This is a genomic window from Serratia montpellierensis, assembly GCF_020858655.1.
Taxonomy (GTDB): domain Bacteria; phylum Pseudomonadota; class Gammaproteobacteria; order Enterobacterales; family Enterobacteriaceae; genus Serratia; species Serratia montpellierensis.
On sequence record NZ_VOSN01000010.1, the window covers coordinates 64,514 to 88,980 of the forward strand.

26 protein-coding genes are annotated in these 24,467 nt (G+C 60.3%); 12 read left to right on the forward strand and 14 right to left on the reverse strand.

Annotated elements, in window-relative coordinates; all coding sequences use genetic code 11:
* Positions 1 to 18: 18 nt before the first annotated feature.
* The 4 genes from FUU19_RS11020 to rfaD are packed head-to-tail and all read right to left on the reverse strand — an operon-like array spanning position 19 to position 4,147.
* A complete protein-coding gene (locus FUU19_RS11020) occupies positions 19 to 1,185 on the reverse strand; it encodes a glycosyltransferase (RefSeq protein WP_197834477.1) in 1,167 nt (388 codons plus the stop codon).
* Positions 1,182 to 2,147, reverse strand: coding sequence for a lipopolysaccharide heptosyltransferase RfaC (gene rfaC, locus FUU19_RS11025; RefSeq protein ID WP_141971922.1), 966 nt, complete (start codon positions 2,145 to 2,147; stop codon positions 1,182 to 1,184). The genes FUU19_RS11020 and rfaC overlap by 4 nt, the downstream gene beginning before the upstream one ends.
* A gap of 2 nt (positions 2,148 to 2,149) precedes the next feature.
* Positions 2,150 to 3,196: an ADP-heptose--LPS heptosyltransferase RfaF gene (gene rfaF / locus FUU19_RS11030; protein ID WP_141971924.1), complete on the reverse strand. Its 1,047-nt coding sequence runs from the start codon at positions 3,194 to 3,196 to the stop codon at positions 2,150 to 2,152.
* Between the two features lie 21 nt (positions 3,197 to 3,217).
* A complete protein-coding gene (rfaD, locus tag FUU19_RS11035) occupies positions 3,218 to 4,147 on the reverse strand; it encodes an ADP-glyceromanno-heptose 6-epimerase (RefSeq protein ID WP_089186598.1) in 930 nt (309 codons plus the stop codon).
* 239 nt (positions 4,148 to 4,386) lie between these two features.
* On the opposite strand from rfaD, the gene kbl reads away from it, so the two are divergent.
* Entirely contained in the window at positions 4,387 to 5,583 is a 1,197-nt protein-coding gene (kbl, locus tag FUU19_RS11040) for a glycine C-acetyltransferase (RefSeq protein WP_230489726.1), read from the forward strand.
* Between the two features lie 9 nt (positions 5,584 to 5,592).
* Positions 5,593 to 6,618, forward strand: a complete 1,026-nt coding sequence (gene tdh / locus FUU19_RS11045; RefSeq protein WP_230489725.1) for an L-threonine 3-dehydrogenase — start codon at positions 5,593 to 5,595, stop codon at positions 6,616 to 6,618.
* Between the two features lie 40 nt (positions 6,619 to 6,658).
* Here tdh and FUU19_RS11050 read toward each other — a convergent pair whose 3' ends face one another.
* Genes FUU19_RS11050 through gpmM form a run of 3 tightly spaced genes read right to left on the reverse strand, consistent with a single transcriptional unit; the run spans position 6,659 to position 10,503 of the window.
* Positions 6,659 to 7,612, reverse strand: coding sequence for a divergent polysaccharide deacetylase family protein (locus FUU19_RS11050; protein ID WP_230489724.1), 954 nt, complete (start codon positions 7,610 to 7,612; stop codon positions 6,659 to 6,661).
* A gap of 2 nt (positions 7,613 to 7,614) precedes the next feature.
* Complete coding sequence (envC, locus tag FUU19_RS11055; RefSeq protein ID WP_197776026.1) at positions 7,615 to 8,949, reverse strand: murein hydrolase activator EnvC; 1,335 nt, start codon at positions 8,947 to 8,949, stop codon at positions 7,615 to 7,617.
* 9 nt (positions 8,950 to 8,958) lie between these two features.
* Positions 8,959 to 10,503: a 2,3-bisphosphoglycerate-independent phosphoglycerate mutase gene (gene gpmM, locus FUU19_RS11060; protein WP_230489723.1), complete on the reverse strand. Its 1,545-nt coding sequence runs from the start codon at positions 10,501 to 10,503 to the stop codon at positions 8,959 to 8,961.
* Positions 10,504 to 10,800: 297 nt separating this feature from the next.
* On the opposite strand from gpmM, the gene FUU19_RS11065 reads away from it, so the two are divergent.
* From FUU19_RS11065 to cysE, 5 genes are all read left to right on the forward strand, one after another.
* The gene (locus FUU19_RS11065) at positions 10,801 to 11,235 is read left to right on the forward strand and encodes a rhodanese-like domain-containing protein (RefSeq protein WP_063991310.1); all 435 of its coding nucleotides are present in this window, start codon (positions 10,801 to 10,803) and stop codon (positions 11,233 to 11,235) included.
* Positions 11,236 to 11,263: 28 nt separating this feature from the next.
* Positions 11,264 to 11,512: a glutaredoxin 3 gene (gene grxC / locus FUU19_RS11070; protein WP_019452217.1), complete on the forward strand. Its 249-nt coding sequence runs from the start codon at positions 11,264 to 11,266 to the stop codon at positions 11,510 to 11,512.
* Positions 11,513 to 11,569: 57 nt separating this feature from the next.
* A complete protein-coding gene (secB, locus tag FUU19_RS11075) occupies positions 11,570 to 12,040 on the forward strand; it encodes a protein-export chaperone SecB (RefSeq protein WP_025304678.1) in 471 nt (156 codons plus the stop codon).
* Entirely contained in the window at positions 12,040 to 13,059 is a 1,020-nt protein-coding gene (gpsA, locus tag FUU19_RS11080) for an NAD(P)H-dependent glycerol-3-phosphate dehydrogenase (protein WP_141971933.1), read from the forward strand. The genes secB and gpsA overlap by 1 nt, the downstream gene beginning before the upstream one ends.
* 103 nt (positions 13,060 to 13,162) lie before the next feature.
* Positions 13,163 to 13,984: a serine O-acetyltransferase gene (gene cysE, locus FUU19_RS11085; RefSeq protein ID WP_004931135.1), complete on the forward strand. Its 822-nt coding sequence runs from the start codon at positions 13,163 to 13,165 to the stop codon at positions 13,982 to 13,984.
* 61 nt (positions 13,985 to 14,045) lie between these two features.
* On the opposite strand, the gene FUU19_RS11090 is transcribed toward cysE, so the two are convergent.
* The 5 genes from FUU19_RS11090 to cpxR form a co-directional block, all read right to left on the reverse strand.
* The gene (locus tag FUU19_RS11090) at positions 14,046 to 14,717 is read right to left on the reverse strand and encodes a DUF3313 domain-containing protein (protein WP_141971935.1); all 672 of its coding nucleotides are present in this window, start codon (positions 14,715 to 14,717) and stop codon (positions 14,046 to 14,048) included.
* 105 nt (positions 14,718 to 14,822) lie between these two features.
* The gene (locus FUU19_RS11095) at positions 14,823 to 15,596 is read right to left on the reverse strand and encodes a CHAD domain-containing protein (RefSeq protein WP_230489722.1); all 774 of its coding nucleotides are present in this window, start codon (positions 15,594 to 15,596) and stop codon (positions 14,823 to 14,825) included.
* A gap of 61 nt (positions 15,597 to 15,657) precedes the next feature.
* Complete coding sequence (gene trmL, locus FUU19_RS11100; protein WP_004931130.1) at positions 15,658 to 16,131, reverse strand: tRNA (uridine(34)/cytosine(34)/5-carboxymethylaminomethyluridine(34)-2'-O)-methyltransferase TrmL; 474 nt, start codon at positions 16,129 to 16,131, stop codon at positions 15,658 to 15,660.
* Between the two features lie 43 nt (positions 16,132 to 16,174).
* On the reverse strand, positions 16,175 to 17,569 hold the full coding sequence (gene cpxA / locus FUU19_RS11105; RefSeq protein ID WP_048232185.1) for an envelope stress sensor histidine kinase CpxA: 1,395 nt from the start codon (positions 17,567 to 17,569) through the stop codon (positions 16,175 to 16,177).
* Entirely contained in the window at positions 17,566 to 18,264 is a 699-nt protein-coding gene (gene cpxR, locus FUU19_RS11110) for an envelope stress response regulator transcription factor CpxR (RefSeq protein WP_004931124.1), read from the reverse strand. Before cpxR ends, cpxA begins: the two co-directional genes overlap by 4 nt.
* A gap of 148 nt (positions 18,265 to 18,412) precedes the next feature.
* Between cpxR and cpxP the strand changes: the two genes are divergently transcribed.
* The 4 genes from cpxP to FUU19_RS11130 all read left to right on the forward strand — a co-directional run bounded on the left by cpxP (position 18,413) and on the right by FUU19_RS11130 (position 22,297).
* Complete coding sequence (gene cpxP, locus FUU19_RS11115) at positions 18,413 to 18,892, forward strand: cell-envelope stress modulator CpxP (RefSeq protein WP_004931122.1); 480 nt, start codon at positions 18,413 to 18,415, stop codon at positions 18,890 to 18,892.
* A gap of 132 nt (positions 18,893 to 19,024) precedes the next feature.
* On the forward strand, positions 19,025 to 19,927 hold the full coding sequence (gene fieF, locus FUU19_RS11120) for a CDF family cation-efflux transporter FieF (protein ID WP_060435278.1): 903 nt from the start codon (positions 19,025 to 19,027) through the stop codon (positions 19,925 to 19,927).
* A gap of 231 nt (positions 19,928 to 20,158) precedes the next feature.
* Entirely contained in the window at positions 20,159 to 21,121 is a 963-nt protein-coding gene (gene pfkA, locus FUU19_RS11125; RefSeq protein ID WP_004931116.1) for a 6-phosphofructokinase, read from the forward strand.
* Positions 21,122 to 21,307: 186 nt separating this feature from the next.
* A complete protein-coding gene (locus FUU19_RS11130; protein ID WP_025160374.1) occupies positions 21,308 to 22,297 on the forward strand; it encodes a sulfate ABC transporter substrate-binding protein in 990 nt (329 codons plus the stop codon).
* 65 nt (positions 22,298 to 22,362) lie between these two features.
* Here the strand turns inward: FUU19_RS11130 and tpiA are convergent, their stop codons facing one another.
* Both tpiA and FUU19_RS11140 read right to left on the reverse strand, forming a co-directional pair.
* Positions 22,363 to 23,130 (reverse strand): triose-phosphate isomerase, encoded by a 768-nt coding sequence (gene tpiA, locus FUU19_RS11135; protein ID WP_004931113.1) that lies wholly within the window; start codon positions 23,128 to 23,130, stop codon positions 22,363 to 22,365.
* A gap of 127 nt (positions 23,131 to 23,257) precedes the next feature.
* A complete protein-coding gene (locus FUU19_RS11140; RefSeq protein ID WP_025304668.1) occupies positions 23,258 to 23,842 on the reverse strand; it encodes a DUF1454 family protein in 585 nt (194 codons plus the stop codon).
* A gap of 199 nt (positions 23,843 to 24,041) precedes the next feature.
* Between FUU19_RS11140 and FUU19_RS11145 the strand changes: the two genes are divergently transcribed.
* The gene (locus FUU19_RS11145) at positions 24,042 to 24,461 is read left to right on the forward strand and encodes a DUF805 domain-containing protein (protein WP_197811746.1); all 420 of its coding nucleotides are present in this window, start codon (positions 24,042 to 24,044) and stop codon (positions 24,459 to 24,461) included.
* Positions 24,462 to 24,467: the final 6 nt, after the last annotated feature.

The following is a 24,467-nucleotide window of genomic DNA, read 5'->3' on the forward strand; positions in this document are numbered from 1 at the left end:
TTCCGGCTCACGTTTCAATTAAGCGATAAAGGATCGCAGCGTGTCGTCGAACTCAGCTTTGAACTGAGCATAGTTGAAATGTTCCGCAGGATAGCGCTGCGCATTTCGGCTCAGAGTCTGGTAGGTGTCGCGCGCCAGCAATGTCTCAACGGCATCCGCACAGTCGAGATGCGACAGCAGCTTGGGCGCCACCAGGCTGTCGGTCAACGGATCGTAGACCTCATGCGGGAAGTCGACCTCGATATCGGTGAGCTGCCGGTGTTGTTCGACGGTGACCGACGGCGTCAGGCCAATGCCGCAGACCCCGTCCTTCACCGCTTCCGGCTGGCCGTCGACCTGCGGGAAGATGACCGGCACGCCGAAATAGAGCGATTCCATGCAGGACAAGCCGAACGGCTCGGTGATCGGCGTGCTCATGTAGATGTGCGTGCGATTGAAGAAGCCGGCGACGTCATCCTGATAACCGCTGAAGGTGACGCGATCGCCGAGCTGAAGCCGGGCCGCAAGTGCCTCGAACGCCGCGCGATCCGGCCCTTTGCCGGCCACTTCCAGCGTGACGTCATGCCCGCGCCGCAGCAGTTCCTGCATCATCAATAATGAAACGCTGATGCCTTTCAGGCTGACCAGGCGTGAGGCGGTGCCGATCCTGACCGGCTGCGACAGCGTTTTCGGCGCAGTGTCGATCCCCGCCGGCGTCTTGATGCGGTTGATCACCACGTGATTTGGGCAAGGCAGATTAAAACGCAGCTCCATCACCCGCTTCGACGCGTGCGAGGCGGAAATGACGCCGTCCAGCATGGCGAAGAAACTCAGCGTCTTTTTATTCTTGGGGTAACGCCAGGAGCAACCGTGATCGTAGTAAACCAGCTTGCCGCGCTTGGGTTTGGCCGCCAGCCCCGGTACCAGGTCCCAGACGATCACCACGTCGGCGTTCGCCCGTTCAATTTTCCACTTCAGCAAAAATTTACGCAGGAACTGCGGGCAGCGCAGCGGCAGCGCATTGATCAGGCGATTGGCGAAGGTGACGGGCTGATGCGCAGGCAACTGGCGGCGGATCTCTTCGCCAATGTCGCCGCTGATACACAACACCTGGTTGCTACCGTCGGTGGTATCGTTGATGTACTGCAGGAACAGGCGCTCGACGCCGCCCATTTTACCCAGGTTGATAATATGCAGTTTTTTCATGCTATAACCTTTTGCAACGCCTGCCATGCCGTATCGGCGTCGATTGTCGCCATGCTCTTTTCCGGCGAAATCAGCGAGTGCTGATTTTGCCCGTAGCCGCCGATCAGGCCGGGATCGGTTGGCCCGAACAGCGTGATGTTCGGTTTGTCGAGCGCGGCGGTCAAATGGCTGAGCCCGGTGTCGACCGAGACCACGCCCTTGGCGCCGGCCAGCACCTCGGCCACCTGCTGCAGGCTGAGCTTCGGCAGCACTTCGACATGTGAAAAACCTTCCGCCAAACGCAGCGCGCGCTGATGTTCATGTTCTGCGCCCCACGGCAGTTTGATCTTCAGCCCGCTGTCGGCCGCCAGCGCGATCAGCTCGCGCCAGTTCTGCTCCGGCCAGTGCTTGTCGTCACGCGTCGTCGCGTGCAAAAACACCAGATATTGACCGGCATCGACCGGCGGCCGGCTGAGAAAACGCGCGGCGATGGCGTAATCGCCGTAGCTGCCCGGTTTATCGTAGCCGAGGCTTTTGGCGAACAGCTCGCGCGTGCGTTCCACCGCGTGCTGCTGTTTGTCTATCTCATGGCGCACGTTGTAGAACCAGCTGGCGAACGGCTCGCGCGCGCTCTTGCAGTCTGGGCCATGTTTGTTGCCTTTGGCGACGCGGGTGATTAGCGCGGCGCTTTTGATCAGGCCCTGCGCGTCGATCACTACATCGTAACGGCGTTCTTGCAGCGCGCGCTTGAAGTCGCAGCGCTGCTGTCGGGTGTCGCTGCCGAACCAGTTTTTGCGCCAGCGGCGAATGGCCACCGGGATCACGCGATCCACTGCCGGATGCCAGGTGGGGATTTGGCTGAAACCTTCTTCCACCACCCAGTCGAAGCGGATATCGGGAATGGCCTGCAGCGCGTCGGTCAGGGCGGGCAGCGTATGCAGCACGTCTCCCATCGAGGACGTTTTGACGATTAACACCTGCATGACTATTCCTCGCTGGCGACAAGTAACGGCGTCAGCGCATCCAACACTTGCTGCGGCTGAATATCGATCAAACTTTGGTGGTATCCCTGCTCGGCATCGCCCTTACGCACCTTGTGGTAGCCGCTGATCAAGCGAATCACCCGCGCCTTGTCGGAGAGCGGTGGCGTGAAGTCGGGGCTGCTTGGGCCGTATAAGGCTATCAGCGGTTTGTTCAACGCGGCGGCAACGTGCATTAAACCGGAGTCATTGCTGACCACCGCCCGGCAGGCCGCGATCAGGATCACCGCCTGCTCCAGCTGGGTTTTTCCGGCCAGGTTAAGGCAGAAATCGCGCGCGTCTTCCTGCAACGCGGCGCGGATCTGTTCGCCGGCCTCGTGGTCCTTTGCCGAACCGAACAGCGCGACCTGATAGCCGCTCTCGATCAGCTGCTGAGCCAGCGTCGCATAATGGTAGTGCGGCCAGCGTTTGGCGGGGCCGAACTCCGCGCCTGGGCAGAAGCCGACGATCGGCCGGCTGTCGGTCAGGTTGAAGGCTGCGGTGGTGTCGGCGATCTCTTCGTCGCTCACCTGCAGCCGTGGCCACAGCAGCGGCTGCGGCAGATCGTCGGCGCGCTGGATGCGGCCTTTGTCATAGGCCAGCGCTACGTAGCGCTGCACCATCAGCGGGAAGGCCGCCTTGTCGAGCACGCGGACGTCGTTCAGCAGGCCATAGCGCATTTCGCCCCGCCAGCCGGTGCGCTGCGGGATATCGGCGAAAAAGGGCACCAGCGCGGATTTGAACGAGTTGGGTAGAACGTAAGCGCGATCGTAACGGTTGGCGCGCAGGGCGCGCCCCAGGCGGCGGCGTTCGCCGAGCCCCAGCGCGCCGTGGCCCAGCGGCATCGCCAGTGCCTGATTGACTTCCGGCATGCGCGCCAGCAGTGGGCGGCACCAGGCCGGTGCCATCACATCGATCTCCGCCGAGGGGTATTCGGCCTTCAGGGTGCGATAGAGACTTTGCGACATCATCATGTCGCCAACCCAAGAAGGGCCGATAACCAGTATTTTCATACCCAGCGTAAATCCTTCAGCTTATGCGGTGCGGTTCAACCAGGCCATGTACTCTTTCACGCCTTCGGCGACCGTTTTAAACGGTGCGTCGTAGCCGGCGGCGCGCAGCTTGGTCAGATCGGCCTGGGTGTACGCCTGATAGCGGCCCTTCAGCTTTTCCGGGAACTCGATGTATTCCACCGCGCCCTTCTGGTGGAAGTCCACCACCGCGTCAGCCACCGCCTGGAAGGTTTCCGCCCGGCCGGTGCCGCAGTTGAAGATGCCGGATTTGCCGGTCTCCCAGAACCACAGGTTAACCGCCGCCACGTCGCCGACGTAGATGAAGTCACGCTTGAAGTTTTCGCTGCCGGCGAACAGTTTCGGGTTTTCGCCGCGGTTGATCTGGGTGTTCAGGTGGAAGGCGACGCTGGCCATGCTGCCTTTGTGGCCTTCGCGCGGGCCGTAAACGTTGAAGTAGCGGAAGCCGCAGATCTGTGAGTCCGCTTCCGGCAGGATCTCGCGCACGTACTGATCGAACAGGAATTTGGAGTAGCCGTATACGTTGAGCGGCGCTTCATACTCACGCTCTTCGATAAACTCTTCGCGACCGCCGTAAGTAGCAGCGGAGGAGGCGTACAGGAACGGGATTTCGCGGTCCAGGCAGTAGTGCAGCAGGTCTTTGGAGTACTGATAGTTATTGTCCATCATGTACTTGCCGTCCCACTCGGTGGTCGCGGAGCAGGCGCCTTCGTGGAAGACCGCTTCGATATCGCCCAGATCGTCGCCGGCCATGATGCTGGCGATAAAGTCTTCTTTATCGATATAGTCGGCGATGTCCAGATCGACCAGGTTGACGAACTTGGTGCCGTCTTTCAGGTTGTCCACCACCAGGATATCGCGATATCCCTTGTCGTTCAGTGCCTTAATGATGTTGCTGCCGATCATGCCGGCGCCGCCTGTGACGATAATCATTGGGTTACCCCTGCTAAGCTGCTGGCGGGGCACAATGCCCCACGCTCAATGGCGGTTATCATAGCATTTCATGCCGCGGCAAACAGCGGAAGGGCTCCTAATATCCCGCATTGCCATTGAAGTCCGCTTTTTGCCGTGATATCTGCTGCAATTTTAATATTCTCTCCCGCGCATTCTCGTCAGTTTGGTTACAAATCAGTAAAATATGCCGCAAATAGCCCAATCCTGGAGATAACCGAATGTCAGCGTCTTTTTATCAGCAGTTGGAACAACAGCTTGCCGCCACTCGCAGTGAAGGGCTGTTCAAGGAAGAACGCATCATCACCTCCGCGCAACAGGCGGATATCGCCGTCGCCAACGGCAGCCATGTGATCAACTTCTGCGCCAATAACTACCTGGGCCTGGCCAACCATCCGGCGCTGATCGCCGCCGCCAAGTCGGGGATGGACAGCCACGGTTTCGGCATGGCGTCGGTGCGCTTCATCTGCGGTACCCAGGACAGCCACAAGCAGCTGGAACAGAAACTGGCGGCCTTTTTGGGCATGGAAGACGCGATCCTGTACTCCTCTTGCTTCGACGCCAACGGCGGGCTGTTCGAAACCCTGCTCGGCCCGGAAGACGCCATTATCTCCGATGCGCTGAACCACGCGTCGATCATCGACGGCGTGCGCCTGTGCAAGGCCAAGCGCTATCGCTACGCCAATAACGACATGACCGAGCTGGCCGCGCAGCTGAAGCAGGCCAAAGCCGACGGCGCGCGCCACATTCTGATCGCCACCGACGGCGTATTCTCGATGGACGGCGTGATCGCCAACCTGAAAGGGGTTTGCGATCTGGCGGACGAGTATCAGGCGCTGGTGATGGTGGATGACTCCCATGCGGTGGGCTTTGTTGGCGCCAACGGGCGCGGCACCCATGAATACTGCGAAGTGATGGGCCGCGTCGATATCATTACCGGTACGTTAGGCAAAGCGCTGGGCGGCGCGTCCGGCGGCTACACCGCCGCCAAGAAAGAAGTAGTGGAGTGGCTGCGCCAGCGTTCGCGTCCGTACCTGTTCTCCAACTCGCTGGCGCCGGCGATCGTTGCCGCGTCGATCAAAGTGCTGGAACTGCTGGAAGAGGGCGACGCCCTGCGCGATCGCCTGTGGGCCAACGCGCGTCTGTTCCGCGAAAAAATGACCGCCGCCGGCTTCACATTGGCCGGTGCCGATCACGCCATCATCCCGGTCATGCTGGGTGAGGCGAAGCTGGCGCAGGAATTCGCCAATGCGTTGCTTAAGGAAGGCATCTATGTGACCGGTTTCTTCTATCCGGTGGTGCCGAAAGGCCAGGCGCGCATTCGTACCCAGATGTCCGCCGACCACACCCCGGAGCAAATCGAACGCGCAGTGGCGGCGTTTACACGTATCGGTAAGGATCTTGGCGTTATTGCATAAGGTAAAACCATGAAAGCACTGTCAAAACTGAAAGCGGAAGAAGGGATTTGGATGACCGACGTGCCTCAGCCGGAGCTGGGCCACAACGACATCATGATCAAAATCCGCAAAACCACGATCTGCGGCACCGATGTGCATATCTACAACTGGGACGAGTGGTCGCAAAAAACCATTCCGGTTCCGATGGTGGTCGGCCATGAATATGTGGGCGAAGTGGTGGCGATCGGTCAGGAAGTCAAAGGCTTCAGCATCGGCGATCGCGTGTCCGGTGAAGGCCACATCACCTGCGGGCACTGCCGCAACTGCCGCGGCGGCCGCACGCACCTGTGCCGCAACACCGTCGGCGTGGGCGTGAACCGTCCGGGCAGCTTCGCGGAATACTTGGTGATCCCGGCGTTCAACGCCTTCAAGATCCCGGATAACATCTCCGACGAACTGGCTTCGATCTTCGATCCGTTCGGTAACGCGGTGCACACCGCGCTGTCGTTCGATCTGGTCGGGGAAGACGTGCTGGTGTCCGGCGCCGGCCCGATCGGTATCATGGCGGCGGCGGTGTGCAAACACGTCGGCGCTCGCCATGTGGTGATCACCGACGTTAACGAATACCGTCTGGAACTGGCGCGCAAGATGGGCGTGACCCGTGCGGTGAACGTCAGCAAGGAAAACCTCAATGACGTGATGGCCGAGCTGGGTATGACCGAAGGGTTCGACGTCGGTCTGGAAATGTCCGGCGCGCCGCCGGCGTTCCGCACGCTGCTCAATGCCATGAACCACGGCGGGCGCATTGCCATGCTGGGCATTCCGCCTTCCGATATGTCGATCGACTGGAACCAGGTCATCTTCAAAGGGCTGTTTATCAAAGGGATTTACGGCCGCGAAATGTTCGAAACCTGGTACAAGATGGCGGCGCTGATCCAGTCCGGTCTGGATTTGACCCCAATCATCACCCACCGTTTCTCGATCGACGAGTTCCAGCAGGGCTTCGACGCCATGCGCTCCGGCAAGTCGGGCAAAGTGGTGCTGAGCTGGGATTGATCTCGGCAGACGTGAAAAGGGCCGGAATTCCGGCCCTTTTTTATGCTTGCGGTTTGGCTTGCGTCCAGTGTTGCCAATGGCGCTTGATGAAGGTCACCGGCGGCGAGCTGGCGATGCTGTCGGCGATGACGCCCAGCGCGGTACCGGCGTTGGTTTTTTCCTTCGGCGGTTTGACCTTGCACTGCTTGACGCCGCCGCTGAACGGGTTCTTCGGCTGTGGTTTTTGCGGTTTGACCGGCGGTGGGACGTAGCTGCCGCCGCCGTTGCCCTGTGGTTCGTTCAGCAGTGCGCTCGGTTTGACCAGCACGATATCGGCAGGCAGCGACGGCAGCATCTGCTGCAGCACCTTCACCGTCGCCGGGCGTGGGTGGCCGATGGCGATGGCGGAGCCGTTGCGCCGTGCCAATTCGACCGCGCGGTTGAACTGACGGCGGATGTCGGCTTCATTCGCGGTATCGTCGAGGAACACCTTGCGTTTGATCACCTTTACGCTGGTGCCGGCCGCGGCGCGGGTCGCCTGGCTGTTGCCGATGGTCATGCTGTCGAGGAAGTACAGGCGGTAGCTTTCGAGCGCCTGCATCACTTTCTGCATGCCCGGCAGGCTGGAGGTCATGGCGCTGCCCATGTGGTTGTTCATGCCGACCGCGTAGGGCACGTTGTTCACCGCATTGCGGATGATGCGCTGGATCTCGTCGCTGCTCATGGAAGGCTGCAGGGTATCGCGTTCCAGCGGCTGCTTGCTGAGCGGCGCCATCGGCATGTGGATCAAGACTTCGCGGCCCTGGCTGTGGGCGCGGGTAGCCATCAGGCGGGCATGCGGCGCGTTGGGCAATACCGCGACCGAGATCGCCGTTGGCATTTGCAGCACCGCGTTTTCTTCGTGAGGGCGGTAGCCCACGTCATCGATGACGATGGAGAGTTTTCCTGCCTGCGCAGCGTAAACCTGCAGCAGACAGCCTATTAACAGAGCTGTACGGGTTTTGACATAGCGCAAATCTATCTTCCCAACCACGGCAGTGGGTTAACCGCCTGTCCCTGACGACGGATTTCGAAATAGAGCGACGGCGTTCCCTGGCCGCCGCTGGTGCCGACCAGAGCGATCGGCTGGCCGGCGCGCACCTGCGCCCCGACGTTGACCAACGCGCTTTGGTTGTAGCCGTACACGCTCATGTCGCCTTTACCGTGTTCGACCACCACCATCAGGCCATAGCCTTGCAGCCAGTCGGCCAGCAGCACGCGGCCATCGGCGACGGCTTTCACTTCGCTGCCTTCGCGGGCTTCGATCACCATGCCTTTCCAGCGTAGCTCGCCCTGCTGCTGTTCGCCAAAGCCGTGCAGCGTGCGGCCGCGCACCGGCCACATCAGCTGGCCGGCCGGACGACCGAGGCCGCCGGTTCGCGCCATCAGTGAGCGATCGGCTTCGCTAGGTTTGTAGGTGGTGCCGGTTTTCTTCGCCTGCTGCTCCTTGATGCGCACCTGTTCGCGCACCTTGGCCGCTTCACGCGCTTCGCGTTCGGCACGCGCGCGGGCTTCGCGCTCCGCCCGAGCGATCTTGTCACGCATGCGGGTTTCGTTCTGGCGCAGTTCCACCAGGCGTTGTTGGTCTTTTTCCAGCGAGGCTTCCAGCGCGGTCAGCGTTTTCTTGCGGGCGCCGCGCGCCTGCTCCAGCTTCTGCTGCTGCGTCTGTTGCTCGCCCAGTAAGGATTTTTGCTGACCCTGTTTGGCCACCAGCGTGGTTTTTTGCTTCGCCAGCTCGGCGCGGGTCTGTTTCAGCTCTTCGATGGTTTTCTGGCGCGCTTCGTTCAGATAGCCGAAATAGGCCAGAATACGCTCGCTGCGCTGGCTTTCCTCCCCGCTGAGGATCAGCTGCACGGCGCTGTGCTGCCCTTGCCGGAAGGCGGCGTCGAGCTGTTTGGCGAGGAGGTTTTGTTGGGTAGATTGCTGCTTTTGCAGTTTGGCTATCGAGGCGTTCAGGCCGGAAATGTCCTTGCCCAACTGGGTGAGCGTGCCCTGGGTGTCGCGCAACTGGCGGCTGGCCTGGGCGATGGTTTTTTCCTGCTGACGCAGCTGATCCTGCAGCGAGCTGCGCTGCTGTTGCTGCTGCTTCACCGCTTTTTCTTTCTCGGCGATGCTCTGCTGGATGTCTTTCAGCTGGGATTTATTGTCTTCCGCCGCCTGGCCGGCGAGCGGCAACAGCAAGACGCCAGCGCAAAATACGCTGGCGCACATGGCGGTGAACGTCCTTGGCGCGGTGCGTTCAGGCAGCGGTCGGCTGCCTGCGTTTGCGCTTCGGGTTACCCTTGATAGTGCAAAAAACGCCTTCTCCCTCATGGAGAAGGATTATTCCACGATGAACAGCGGCTTACCAGTCATCTCTTGCGGGATTTCCATTCCCATCAGCGTTAACAGGGTGGGCGCGATGTCCGAAAGCTTGCCGCCTTCGACCGCCCGCGCCGGTTTGCCGACGTAAATCAAGGGTACCGGCAGGCTGGTGTGGGCGGTGTGCGCCTGGCCGGTGGCCGGATCGCGCATCTGTTCGGCGTTGCCGTGATCGGCGGTGATCAGCAGCTGGCCGTCGACGTCGCGCACCGCATCAACCACCTGGGCGATGCAGGCGTCCAGCGTCTCCACCGCTTTGATCGCCGCTTCATATACGCCGGTATGCCCTACCATGTCTCCGTTCGGGTAGTTGCAGATAATGGCATCGTATTTGCCGCTGCGGATGGCGCTCAGCAGCTTGTCGGTCAGCTCGGTGGCGCTCATCTCCGGCTGCAGATCGTAGGTGGCGACCTTCGGCGAGTTGACCAGCACGCGGTCTTCGCCCTTGAACGGCGCTTCCACGCCGCCGTTATAGAAGAAGGTGACGTGGGCGTATTTCTCTGTTTCCGAGATGCGCAGCTGGGTTTTGTCGTGCTTCATCAGCCATTCGCCGAAGGTGTTGGCCAGCGACGCCGGCGGATAGGCGCAGGCGGTCGCGATGTCGGCGGCGTACTCGGTCAGCATCACGAAATCGCCGAACTGCTCCCGCTTGGCGCGCGGGAAACCGTCGAAATCCGCGTTCACGAAGGCGCGGGTGATCTGGCGCGCGCGGTCGGCGCGGAAGTTCATGAAGATTAACGCGTCGCCGTCCTGCATCGCGGCATCGGCCTCACCGGCGGCGCGGATCACGGTCGGTCTGACGAACTCGTCGTTTTCACCGCGCTGATAAGCGGCCTGCAGGCCGGCGACCGCATCCTCGGCCACGTAGTCGCCTTTGGCCGCGGTCAGCAGGTCATAGGCCAGCTGCACGCGATCCCAGCGGTTGTCGCGGTCCATCGCGTAGTAGCGGCCGATCAGCGAGGCGATGCGCCCGACGCCCAGCGCGGCGAAGGCGTCGCGGCAGCGTTGCAGGGGGGCTTCGGCGCTGCGCGGCGGCGTGTCGCGTCCGTCGAGGAAGGCATGCAGATAAACGGCTTTGGCGCCGCGTTGGGCGGCCAGCTTGATCATGGCCAGGATGTGCTCGTCGTGGCTGTGCACGCCGCCCGGCGACAGCAGGCCCATGATATGTACCGCCTTGCCGGCCGCTACGGCCTTATCGACGGCGGCGGTCAGCACCGGGTTGGCGAAGAAGTCGCCATCGGCGATCGCTTTGTCCAGTCGGGTCAGATCCTGGTACACGATGCGCCCGGCGCCCAGGTTGACGTGGCCGACTTCGGAGTTGCCCATTTGTCCATCGGGCAGGCCGACATCCAGCCCGGAAGCGGCGATCAGCGTATGTGGCTGCTCTCGCCACAGGCGATCCATCACCGGGGTGCCGGCGTTCAGGATCGCGTTGTCCTGCCGCTCTTCACGATGGCCGTAACCGTCCAGGATCACCAGTACCATCGGTTTTTTGTTGCTCGACATTGCATTGACCTCTTATGAACTTTTTAAGCTGCGAATAGCCATGCGCCCGCCGTAAGCATGGCTATTCACCCTCGAAAAACCGGCTGATTTTACACCGCCGGCGGCGATAAATAGCCCAAAGAGATCAAGGTTGCGGCGAATCGCGCGGGCTTTTATGCTCTGACGTCGGGAATTTCTCAGCGCAGCCCGCAGTTTCTACAATCGCGCTTGCTTATTGGCTGTATTTGCCGCACTCGGCAGGTATACTCTGGAACCTTGACTTATTTATCCCTTAACTGACGGGAGTTGTTACACCCCATGCTGCAAGAAATTATGCCATTCGTAAGCAGACACCCGATTCTGAGCCTGGCTTGGATCGCTCTGCTGGTCGCCGTGATCGTCATGACCTTCAAAAGCCGTTTCTCCAAGGTCAAAGAGATCGCTCGCGGTGAAGCTATTCGCCTGATTAACAAAGAAGAAGCCGTGGTGGTCGACACCCGCAGCCGCGACGATTTCCGCCGTGGTCACCTGGCCAGCGCCATCAACCTGACCGCCAGCGAAATCAAAAGCGGCAGCCTGGGCGAGCTGGAAAAACACAAAGCGCAGCCGATCATCGTCGTGTGCGCCAACGGCACCGCCTCCCGCGAGCCGGCGGAGAACCTGAGCAAGGCCGGTTTTGAAAAGGTGACGATGCTGAAAGACGGCATTTCCGGCTGGAGCGGAGAAAACCTGCCGCTGGTGCGCGGTAAGTAACCGTTTAACCTATTTGAGGTGGCAATCCATGGCTAACATTGATATCTACACCAAAGCGACCTGCCCGTTCTGCCATCGCGCCAAGGCGCTGTTGAACAGCAAGGGCGCGGCGTTTAACGAGATCGCCATCGACGGCGATAGCGCCAAGCGCGAAGTGATGATCGAGCGCAGCGGGCGCACCACCGTGCCGCAGATTTTCATCGACGGCCGGCATATTGGCGGCTGTGATGATTTATATGAACTCGATGCTCGCGGCGGCCTGGATCCGCTGCTTTAAGCAGCTTGCCGGTTCACCGAGTGTCAATAAGGACGTTTAACCAAGGGTATTACTCACATGTCAGAACAAAACAGCACCGAAATGGCTTTCCAGATCCAACGTATTTATACCAAGGACATCTCCTTCGAAGCGCCAAACGCGCCGCAGGTTTTCCAGCAGGAATGGCAGCCGGAAGTTAAACTTGATCTGGATACCGCGTCCAGCCAGCTGGCTGACGAAGTGTATGAAGTGGTACTGCGCGTAACCGTGACGGCGAGCCTGGGCGAAGAAACCGCGTTCCTGTGCGAAGTGCAACAGGCGGGCATCTTCTCGGTAGCAGGCATCGAAGGTACGCAGCTGGCGCATTGCCTGGGTGCATACTGCCCGAACATCCTGTTCCCGTATGCGCGCGAGTGCATCACCAGCCTGGTTTCCCGCGGTACATTCCCGCAGCTGAACCTGGCACCGGTCAACTTTGACGCGCTGTTCATGAACTATCTGCAGCAGCAGGCGGAAGGCGAAGGTGCCGCACCACATCAGGATGCCTGATGAACACCGTCAATGCTTCAATGACTGTCATCGGTGCCGGCTCGTACGGCACCGCATTGGCCATTACGCTGGCGCGTAACGGCCACACCGTGGTGCTGTGGGGGCACAACCCCGCGCAAATTCAAACGTTGCAGCAAGATCGCTGCAATCAGGCGTTTCTGCCCGACGTTCCTTTCCCCGATACCCTGCTGCTTGAAGCCGATTTGGCGCGTGCGCTGGCGGCCAGCCGCGACGTGCTGGTGGTGGTACCGAGCCACGTGTTCGGCGACGTGCTGCGCCAGCTGAAGCCGCATTTGCGCCCGGACGCTCGCATCGTGTGGGCCACCAAGGGGCTGGAAGCGGAAACCGGCCGGTTGCTGCAGGATGTGGCGCGTGAGGCGCTGGGCGAGACGATCCCGCTGGCGGTGCTCTCCGGGCCGACGTTCGCCAAAGAGCTGGCCGCCGGTTTGCCGACGGCGATCGCGCTGGCGGCGACCGATGCGCAGTTCGCCGACGATCTGCAACGGCTGTTGCACTGCGGCAAGAGCTTCCGCGTCTACAGCAATCCCGACTTCATCGGCGTGCAGCTTGGCGGCGCGGTGAAGAACGTGATCGCCATCGGCGCCGGCATGTCCGACGGCATCGGTTTTGGTGCCAACGCCCGCACCGCGTTGATTACACGCGGGCTGGCGGAAATGAGCCGTCTGGGTTCTGCGCTCGGCGCCGATCCTTCGACGTTCATGGGCATGGCGGGGCTGGGGGATCTGGTGCTAACCTGCACGGACAACCAATCGCGCAACCGCCGTTTCGGCATTATGCTGGGGCAGGGCAAAGGCGTGCAGGAAGCGCAGGACAGCATCGGCCAGGTGGTCGAGGGCTATCGCAATACCAAAGAGGTGTTGGCGCTGGCGCAGCGGCACGGCGTGGAAATGCCGATCACCGAACAGATCTATCAGGTGCTTTACTGCCATAAAGACGCCCGCGAAGCGGCGCTGAGCCTGCTGGGGCGAGCCCGAAAGGACGAAAAACCCAGCGCGTGACATAAAACGATATGCCGGGGCAGCATGCTGACCCCGCAAATGACCCGGGCCGTTTCGCGCTACCGTGTGAAGCGGCCCGTTTGGCAAGGCAGAGGGGAATGTGATGTCGTCAGAAGAGTTGGAGCAGGTCTGGAACAGCATTAAATCAGAAGCGCGAGCACTGGCTGATTGTGAACCGATGCTGGCCAGCTTTTTCCATGCGACGTTGCTCAAGCACGAGAACCTGGGCAGCGCGCTCAGCTATATGCTGGCCAACAAGCTGGCGACACCGATCATGCCCGCCATTGCGGTGCGCGAGGTGGTGGAAGAGGCCTACAAATCCGACAACCAGATGATCGTTTCGGCGGCGCGCGATATCCTCGCGGTGCGGCTGCGCGACCCGGCGGTCGATAAGTACTCCACGCCGCTGCTTTACCTGAAAGGGTTCCATGCGCTGCAGGCTTACCGCATCGGTCACTGGCTGTGGCAGCAAGGGCGGCAAGCGCTGGCTATCTACCTGCAAAATCAAATTTCCGTCGCCTTCGGCGTGGACATCCACCCGGCGGCGACCATCGGCTGCGGTATCATGCTCGACCACGCCACCGGCATCGTGATCGGTGAAACGGCGGTGGTGGAGAACAACGTCTCTATCCTGCAGTCGGTCACTCTGGGCGGTACCGGTAAAACCAGCGGCGACCGTCACCCGAAAATCCGCGAAGGGGTGATGATTGGCGCCGGCGCCAAAATTCTCGGCAATATCGAAGTGGGCAAGGGCGCGAAAATTGGCGCGGGCTCGGTGGTCTTGCAGGCGATACCCCCGCACACCACCGCCGCCGGCGTGCCGGCGCGCATCGTCGGACGTCCGGAGAGCGATACGCCGTCGATGGATATGGACCAATACTTCAACGGCACCAACCACGGGTTCGAGTACGGCGACGGCATTTGAGCGCCGCCTTCGCAGCCATTCAGGGGGAGCTTCGGCTCCCCCTGTGTTTTTCAGGCGGCGGTCAGCCCTGCTTCGGGAAGTTGGTGATATCGGTGACGATGTCGTCGATCGCCGCCTTGACGTCATCCGCCGTGACCGGCGTACTGTCGTTGTTGACGGTTTTGCCGTAGGCCTTGCGTACCACTTCCATCACCGTTTTACCGGTATCCTGGTCAATCAGCTCGCCTTCGATATACAGCGCGGTATTTTGCGTCCGGTGCCCGGTAGCCGCCATGGTGCTGGCAACCACCGCCGCGACCGGTACCACCTCATAGAACTTCATGTCTTCGTTTTCGGCAGAAACGGCGGTGATGGCGAGTTTAGCTACCAACACGCGTGAGCCTGCCGGGCTGGGCAGAATGGTGAAGCGGTTCTGCAACGCGGCTTTAATCCGCTGGGTCGCATACGCCTTGATTTTGTTCAGCGTGTCCTGGCTGACGCGCGTGGTTGGTTTCTCCGCCGGGAAATAGACCACCGGTTGGAAGTAGATACCGCGATAGTTGGATTCCTTGTAGCTTGGATCTACCCAGCGCAGCGTTTTATGGCCGCTTGGCGAGGTGGTTTCCTGCAGCTTGCTGTAATCGGACAAGAAGCCTGAATACTGCGACGTTTGGGTGACTTTGGACGAACAGCCTGCCAGCAACAGGCCTGCTGCCAGAACCGCCATGGCAACGCTCAAGCGTTGTTTCTTCATATGGTTTCCTATGATGAGTGGTGATTACCCTTACAAAAGATAGCGCATTATCTGTGCCTCATCGGGCATTTTCGGGGCCGGGCGTGCCCTGCTGCGGTCCTTCTTTCAGGATCGTGATGCGCCGCCGGTTTTCGCCACCAGCGCCGGTGATAAGGCGGCAAGCAAGACGTCCGCTCTGGCCAGCGTCTGGCGTTGCTCAGCTTGCCATTGGGGCAACAAGGGCCAGAGATCCGCCTGATGCTCGGCCTGCAGGCACCAAACTTCCCGATCGTGCCAGTCGCCGAGGGCGTTTTGCGCCGCCTTGAGGCACGCTGTCGCTTCGGGAGAGAGGGAGAGGCGTTGCGGATAGGCTTCGGCCGCGTAACGCAGGCGTTTTATCAGCAGCCGCAGACGGTGGCGATCGTAGCCGGTATCGGCCAATGCCCGGCGCAGTTGCCGCTGCTGGCGCAGCAGGTGTCGATCTAGGCGGTGTTTGGCGGCGCGTCGCGCGGTGCGGCGAAAGCGGCGGCACCAGGCGTGCAACCGCGAGGGAAAGTCGATGAGCTGTGGATGGGCGAGCAGTTGACGGCAGCGGGCCTGAAGATCGCTCTGGCGCACGTTTGCCTGCCAATCGAGGTGATGGCGCGCCAGTTCGGTGATCAGCACCTCGAGATCGCGCAGCGGCGTCGTGAGCCTGCCCAACTCGGCAGCAGCCCGATCGAGCCGGGTTGCGCCGGGGCAGCCGCGCAACGGACGCAGCAGGCTGCGAATGCGGCGCAGACAGACGCGCAGGTCGTGCAGCGCTTCGGTATCTTGCGCCTGCTGCAGCCGCAGCAGCGCCTCATTCAGCACCGTCTCGAGGCGGCGAAGCGGGGTGACAATATCCTCGATGAAAGCCATGTGCCGTTCCTGGAAAGAACATCGCAGCAATGATGCTTCCAGTATGGCGCGTCGTCGCGGATTACGCCTTGATCAGCGCGCCGGCATAGTCCAGCTGCCGCCAGGCCTCATACACCACCACCGATACGGCATTCGACAGGTTCATGCTGCGGCTTTGTGCCTGCATCGGGATGCGGATTTTTTGCTGCGCCGGCAGCGCATCGAGGATATCGGCGGGCAACCCGCGCGTCTCCGGGCCAAACAGCAGGTAGTCGCCGGCCTGATAGCTGACGGCGCTGTGCGCCGGCGTGCCTTTGGTGGTCAGGGCAAACAGCCGCTGTGGGTTTTCGGCGGCGAGAAAGGCGGCGTAATCGGCATGGCGGCTGACGCGGGTGAACTCATGGTAGTCCAACCCGGCGCGGCGCAGGCGCTTGTCGTCCCACGGGAATCCCAGCGGTTCGATCAGGTGCAGGTTAAAGCCGGTATTGGCACACAGGCGGATGATATTGCCGGTGTTGGGTGGAATTTCGGGTTCAAATAAAACGATGTTCAGCATGTTGCAGGCCCCTCGTGAACGAGGGGCGCAGGATAGCAAACTCTTACTGTTCTGTCTTAGTCGACAGACGTTGATGATGCAGCGGCAGCCACAGCACCAGCCGCAGGCCGCCAAGCGGGCTGTCTTCGGCCTTCACCCAGCCGCGATGCTGGTTGACCGCCGCCTCGACGATAGCCAGGCCGAGGCCGGTGCCGCCGGATTCGCGGTCGCGCGCTTCATCGGTGCGGTAGAACGGACGGAAGATCTGCTCGCGGTCTTCGGCGCTGACGCCGGGGCCGTCGTCGTCAACCTGGATGGTCACGCCCTGATTGTCGGCGCTGAACGCCACGGCAATGCGGGTGTGCGAATAACGCAGGGCGTTGCGCACGATGTTTTCCAACGCGCTGTCCAGCGCGCTCGCGTTGCCGAACAGCGTCCAAGGACCGGGCGGCGCGGTGATTTCCAACTGCTTGCCCATCTGTTCTGCTTCGAAACGGGCGTTGTCCAGCACGTCGGCCCACAGGTCGTTGGCCTTCAGCTGCTCGCGGGCCAGCTCGCCCTTCTGCTGCCCACGCGACAGCGCCAGCAGATCGTTGATCATCGAATCCAGCCGCTGCGCTTCGGTTTCGATGCGCGCCAGCTCGTGGCCTTCACCATGGCGGCGGCGCATCAGCGCGGTGGCCAGCTGCAGGCGCGTCAGCGGTGTGCGCAGCTCGTGCGAGATGTCCGAGATCAGCCGTTGCTGGGCGTTCATCATGCGTTCCAGTGCGCTGACCATCTGGTTGAAGCTGGCGCCGGTGGCCAGGAACTCCTGCGGGCCGGCCTCCAGTTCCGGATGCTGCTTCAGGTTGCCGCGCGCCACGTCATCGGCGGCGTTCTTCAGCTTGCGCGCCGGTTTCGCCAGGCTCCAAGCCAGCCACAGCAGCAGCGGGGCGCTGATCAGCATGGTGACGATCAGCAGCAGCAGCGGCCGGTCAAACATCAGGTTGATGAAATCGGATTGCGGACTGTTGGCGGGACGGATCAGGTACAGCTGGTAGTTGTCTTCGCCGTCGCGCACGGCGAACGGCCCGACCAGCTCGACGCGACCGTACTTTTTCTTCTTCGGATGGTCCGAGTTGTCGGATTGGCCGATGAAGTTGCGGACGATCTGCATTTCGTTGCGCTGCGCGCCGATCACCCGGCCTTCGCTGGTGACCAGCAGCAGACGTTGGCCCGGTGGCGCCCATTTGTCGATGGCGCGGAACAGGCGGCGCCACCACATCAGATCGTTGGCCGGATCGTTTTGCAACTCGGCCTCGACGTGTTGTTCCAGCATCAACCCCTGCCGCTGCTCGCTGTCGAGCAGCGAGGTCATTTGGCGGGAGTCGAGCTTGGGCACCATCAGCACCAGCATTAGCACCAGGGCTAATGTGAACCAGAAAATGGCGAAGATGCGTGCCGTCAAACTGTTAATCATGTTGCAGATACCATCAAATAACCACGGCCACGCAGGGTTTTGAACCACGGATGCCCGTCTTTGCGATCCGGCAGCTTACGCCGCAGGTTGGAGATGTGCATGTCGATAGCGCGATCGAACGGAGTCAGGCGTTTGCCCAGCACTTCCTGGCTCAGCAGTTCGCGCGATACCACCTGGCCGAGGTGCTGCGCCAGCAGGTAAAGCAGGGTGAACTCGGTGCCGGTCAGATCCAGCACCTGGCCGTCGAAGCTGGCCTCCTGGCGGCCGGGATTCAACTGCAGGCCATCGACGTCCAGCGTCGGGGCGCCGCTATCGACCTGCTGCTGCTGTTCGCTCCAGTTGGAACGGCGCAGAATGGCGCGAATGCGCGCGACCAGCTCGCGATCGTTGAAGGGTTTCGGCAGGTAATCATCGGCGCCCAGCTCCAGACCCAGCACGCGGTCCAGTTCGCTGCCGCGCGCGGTCAGCATGATGACCGGTGTCTGGTGATGTTGGCGCAGTTCTTTCAGCGTATCGATGCCGTTTTTCTTCGGCATCATGATGTCGAGCAGCAGCAGATCGACGGAGCTGTCCAGCAGCGACAACGCCTGCTCGCCATCGTGCGCGACGACGATATTAAAGCCTTCCATTTCAAGCAATTCTTTTAACAGCGAGGTCAACTCGCGGTCGTCGTCAACTAACAGAATCTTGTTCATTATGATTTACCTCCAGACGCAAAATACGTCATCAACTGTTGCCATTCCATGACTTTACGTAGTTTTACATGCACTGACGCAGGTTTTCAGGTGTAGCGGTACACTGCTCCTCGTTGATTCGCAAAGTGAGAAAGCTTGAGGAGTTGAAATGCGTAAGGTGACCGCATTAGTTATGGCATCACTGCTGGCAATTGGTTCGACCGCTGCCTTCGCTGCCGACACTATACCGGACACAGCCCAACCTCCCGGCAACGACGCGATGACCCGAATACCCGGCCAGCACCATATGTTCGACGGTGTCAGCCTCAGCGAACAGCAGCGCCAGCAAATGCGCGATTTGATGCGCCAGGCCCGGCACGATCTGCCTGGTGTCAATGTAGCTGAAATGGAAGCCATGCATAAACTGGTGACCGCAGAGAAATTTGACGAAGCCGCCGTGTATGCACAGGCGGAAAAGATGGCCCAGCAGCAGGTCAAGCGCCAGGTCGAAATGGCCCGGGTGCGCAACCAAATGTATAACCTGCTGACGCCAGAGCAAAAAAGTGTTTTAGACCAGAAACATCAGCAGCGTATGCAGCAGATGGAGCAACAAATTTCTGGTTTGCAGCAAGCTTCTGCCCAGAAGTGAAGTACGACTGAGTAGTCCCCTGTTTTTCCTTGCCATAGACACCATCCCTGTCTTCCCCGCCATGATGGCGGGGTTTTTTTTATCCGACATTTCGCTATATTGAGCGCCATACCTTTTGACCGGGATCCCTTAATGGAACAGCGTTATGCCCGCCTGGTAAAGTCCGCTGCGTTGGCCGCTACCGCGCTGGCGTCGTCGCTGCTGTTGATTAAAATCGTCGCCTGGTACCACACCGGTTCGGTCAGCCTGTTGGCGGCGCTGGTGGATTCGCTGGTCGATATCGCGGCATCGCTGACCAACCTTTTGGTGGTGCGCTATTCGCTGCAGCCAGCCGATGCCGAGCACACCTTCGGCCACGGCAAAGCGGAGTCGCTGGCGGCGCTGGCGCAAAGCATGTTTATTTCCGGCTCCGCCCTGTTTCTGTTTCTCACCGGCTTCCAGCATCTGTATGCGCCGCAAACGCTGCGGGATCCCGGTATTGGGATCGTCGTGACGGTGATCGCGTTGGCCAGCACCCTGATTCTGGTTACCTATCAACGCTGGGTGGTCAGAAAAACCCGCAGCCAGGCCGTGCGCGCAGATATGCTGCATTATCAGTCAGATGTCATGATGAATGGTGCTATTCTTATCGCTCTTGGGCTAAGCTGGTACGGCTTCCACCGGGCAGATGCGCTGTTCGCGCTGGGCATCGGCGTATACATCCTCTATAGCGCGCTGCGCATGGGCTACGAAGCGGTGCAGTCGCTGCTGGATCGGGCGTTGCCGGATGACGAACGCCAGGCGATTATTGAGGTGGTTTCTTCCTGGCCCGGGGTGAAAGGCGCGCACGATCTGCGCACGCGGCAGTCGGGGCCGACGCGTTTCATCCAGCTGCATCTGGAGATGGAAGACACGCTGCCGCTGCGTGAGGCGCATCGGTTGGCCGATCAGGTGGAACAGGCGTTGCGACACCGTTTTGCGGGGGCGGACGTCATCATTCACCTGGATCCGTGCTCCGTGGTGCCACCGGGTAGGCAGGGGCATTGGGAGCTATAATCAGATAGAGGCATAGCGCGAAGTATTATCATGAATATCTGAGTTAGCTCAGCGTGCCATGCGGTGTTTTTACCGTTATATTGCGTGACTTGAATCAATTCAGCTGGGTGTTTTTGATATAATATCCAGCAATAAGCCGTAAAGCTGGTTTTCTGCAGCCGGAGAGGTTTCAAGACGATCGGCGGAGACAGAATTCTTAAGAAATTGCATCTACACAGTTCAGAGGTAGTCATGATCAAGAAAATCGGTGTACTGACGAGCGGCGGTGATTCGCCGGGTATGAACGCTGCAATCCGCGGCGTTGTGCGTTCTGCGCTTTCAGAAGGTCTGGAAGTTTTTGGTATTTACGATGGCTACCTTGGCTTGTACGAAGATCGCATGGAGCAGCTGGACCGCTATAGCGTGTCCGACATGATCAACCGCGGCGGCACCTTCCTGGGCTCGGCCCGCTTCCCGGAGTTCAGGGATGAAAACGTGCGCGCCAAGGCGATTGAAAACCTGAAGAATCGCGGCATCGACGCGCTGGTGGTGATCGGCGGCGACGGTTCCTACATGGGCGCCAAACGCCTGACGGAAGAAGGCTTCCCGTGCATCGGTCTGCCGGGCACCATCGATAACGACGTTGCCGGTACCGACTACACCATCGGTTACTTCACCGCGCTGGAAACCGTGGTGGAAGCGATCGACCGCCTGCGCGATACCTCCTCTTCGCACCAGCGTATCTCCATCGTGGAAGTGATGGGCCGTTATTGCGGCGATCTGACGCTGGCGGCGGCGATTGCCGGCGGCTGCGAATTCATCGTGCTGCCTGAAATCGAATTCAACCGCGAAGATCTGGTGTGCGAAATCAAGGCCGGTATCGCCAAGGGTAAAAAACACGCCATCGTGGCGATCACCGAGCACATCTGCGATATCGATGAGCTGGCGCGCCACATCGAGCAGGAAACCAAGCGTGAAACTCGCGCCACCGTGCTGGGCCACATTCAACGCGGCGGTTCGCCGGTTGCCTACGACCGCATCCTGGCCTCGCGCATGGGCGCCTACGCCATCGAGCTGCTGCTGCAGGGTTACGGCGGCCGCTGCGTCGGTATCCAGAACGAAAAAATGGTGCATCACGACATCATCGACGCGATCGAAAACATGAAGCGTCCGTTCAAGGGTGACTGGCTGGAAACGGCGAAAAAACTGTACTGATACGCCGCTCACCGCACGACAAAAAAGCCTCCGCTCGCGGGGGCTTTTTTATGCCCATCGGCGATATATTCCGGAATCATCTATCCCAAAATTTTTTATTCTTTAATTGCCGGGAAAGTTTCTGGCAGGCTCTGATGCTAAATCAACCGATTGAGGTTGCGCTTAATTTTCTGGGAGAGCCTGTCGATGCGTAAATGGGGTGTTGGTCTGACATTGGTGCTGTTGGCGTCCGGCGCCATGGCGAAGGATATTCAACTGCTGAATGTGTCATACGATCCGACGCGTGAGTTCTATCAGGCTTACAACACGGCATTCAGCAAGCACTATCAGGCGGAAACCGGTGACAAGGTGACGGTGCGCCAGTCGCATGGCGGCTCCGGCAAACAGGCGACCTCGGTGATCAACGGCATCGAGGCCGACGTGGTGACGCTGGCGTTGGCCTATGACGTCGACGCCATCGCCGAACGCGGGCGTATTGAGAAAGATTGGATCAAACGCCTGCCGGACAACTCGGCGCCTTACACCTCGACCATCGTCTTCCTGGTGCGCAAAGGCAACCCGAAACAAATTCACGATTGGCCCGATCTGCTCAAACCGGGCGTGTCGGTGATCACCCCGAACCCGAAAACCTCGGGTGGCGCCCGCTGGAACTACCTGGCCGCCTGGGGCTACGCGTTGCACCACAACAACAACGATAAGGCCAAGGCGCAGGACTTCGTCAAAAACCTGTACAAGAACGTCGAAGTGCTGGATTCCGGCGCGCGCGGCTCGACCAACACCTTCGTTGAGCGCGGCATCGGCGACGTGCTGATCGCCTGGGAAAACGAAGCGCTGCTGGCGGAGAAAGAGCTGGGCAAAGACAAGTTCGAGATTATCACCCCGAGTGAATCGATCCTGGCCGAACCGACGGTGTCGGTAGTGGATAAGGTGGTCGATAAACGCGGTACCCGCGACGTGGCGACCGCCTACCTGAAGTATCTGTATTCGCCGGAAGGGCAGACCATCGCGGCACAGCACTATTACCGTCCGCGTGACGCGGCGGTGGCGGCCAAGTTTGCCGGGCAGTTCCCGCAGCTGAAGCTGTTTACCGTGGATGACACCTTCGGTGGCTGGACCGAAGCGCAGAAGGTGCACTTCGCCACCGGCGGCGTGTTTGACGAGATAAGCAAACGCTGATGCCGTCTGAGCGGCAATAAAAAACCCCGGCAAGCCGGGGTTTTTTTATGGCAAGCCTAAGGTAATCAGGCTTTTTTCGCTGCGGCAGCGGCTTTGACGATCACGGCGAAAGCGTCGGCTTTCAGCGAGGCGCCGCCAACCAGCGCGCCGTCGATGTCCGGCTGAGAGAACAGCTCTGCGGCGTTCTTGTCGTTCACCGAACCGCCGTACTGGATGATGATTTCAGCGGCAACCGCGGCATCGTGTTTGGCGATGTGGTCACGGATAAATTTGTGCACGGCCTGCGCCTGCGCAGGGGTAGCGGACTTGCCGGTACCGATGGCCCAGACCGGCTCATAGGCGATCACGGTGCCTTTCATCGCCGGTGCGCCCAGCGTTTTCAGCACGGCGTCGATCTGGCGCGCGCACACTTCTTCAGTTTTGCCCGCGGCGTTTTCCGCTTCGGTTTCACCGATGCACAGCACCGGGATCAGGCCGGCTTCTTTCAGCACGGCGAATTTCTCGGCGATCACTTCGTCGCTTTCTTTGTGGTAGGTGCGACGTTCAGAGTGGCCGATGATGATGTACTGGGCGCCGACGTCTTTCAGCATGTTGGCGGAAACTTCACCGGTGAAGGCGCCGGACAGGTTAACGTCCACGTTCTGCGCGCCCAGCGCGATGCGGCTGCCGGCCAGCGCGTGCTTGGCCTGATCCAGATACATCACCGGCGGGGCGATGGCGACGCCACAGCCGTCAACGCTGCTCAGCTCATTGCGCAGACCGGCGATCAGTTCGTTGACCATGTGAGTGCTGCCGTTAAGCTTCCAGTTACCCATAACTAATGGATGACGCATGTTTTTTCCTCCAACTAGGGAACGCGAGAGTCGAAATGACAACTGCCGGACCGGCAGTTTACCTGCCCAACAGTATAGAGATCATTAAGCGCGAAGGCTTTGCTTTTCGTCATTAAATGCCGCGCCGTTACGGCTCGGAAAGCGCCAGCTTAATCGGTTCAACCGCGAAGGTTACGCCTTTATCGCCGTTGTCCGAAACGACATAGCGAATGGCGCCGACCTGCTGTTGGTAAAAGCGCGATCCTTTGCCTTTTTCCAGCAGGCTGTTCACCTTGTTCTGGCTCTGTTCCACCGTCAACGCCGGTTCGAACTGGCGCATCAGCGCCGCCATGTAGCTGATGGCGATGGCGCGCGCGGCTTTTTCTTCATTGGCCTGCTGCAGCGGCAGGTGAGTGATCTGCAACGTTTTGATTTTACCGGTGCCTTTCTCCAGCGCGGTGGAGGCATACAGGTTTTCGTTGAGTTTGCTGGCGGCGCGCGTCAGCAGCGGCGAATCGTCTTCGGTGGCGGGAATGGCGCGGAATTCGCCAATCGGCAGCTTCGGGTTGTCGCGATTGTATTTTTCGCGGAATTTGACCACCGTCAGATCGAACGTCGGCGCCCCGGCCAGCAGGTAAGGTGCGGCAGGCGTCGCATCGGCGGCCGGTGGATCGGCCCAGGCGCTGGCGGCCACCTGCAGCAGGCAGGCGATAACGAGGGTTTTTCTCAGCATGGCGTATGGCATCAAGGACAAAGATGGCTCCGATTAAAGCGATAACCCGCGGGGCTTGTCAAAGATCCCACGCCATTATCGGTTCGCTGACGAGAAAGCTGTGCGGCGCGCCGCGTTATGCGAGGCGGAAAACTCGGCCCGGCAGCGCCTATGTTACACTGCGGCGCAGAATATGGGCAGGCTTAGAGCGCAGGAATCGATGACGTTACAACAGTGGTGTTTTTCTTTTAAGGGCCGCATCGGGCGGCGCGACTTCTGGATCTGGATGGGACTGTGGTTGGCGCTGATGGCGGCGGCGTTTACGCTGGCCAATTATCAGCTGATCGCCATCCAATCCATCGCCTTCTTTATCGTAGCGCTGCTGTGGCCGACGGCTGCGGTGCTGGTCAAGCGCCTGCACGATCGCAACAAGGCCGGCTGGTGGGCGCTGTTGCTGATCCTGGCATGGATGCTGGCGGCGGGGAACTGGCAGATGCTGGCGCCGATCTGGCAATGGGGCGTCGGACGTTTCATTCCGACGCTGATTATCGTGATGATGATGATCGATCTGGGCGCCTTCGTCGGCACGCCGGGGAGCAATCGGTTCGGCCCGGAAGCCGAACCGGTGAAGTTCCGCTGACCCTCG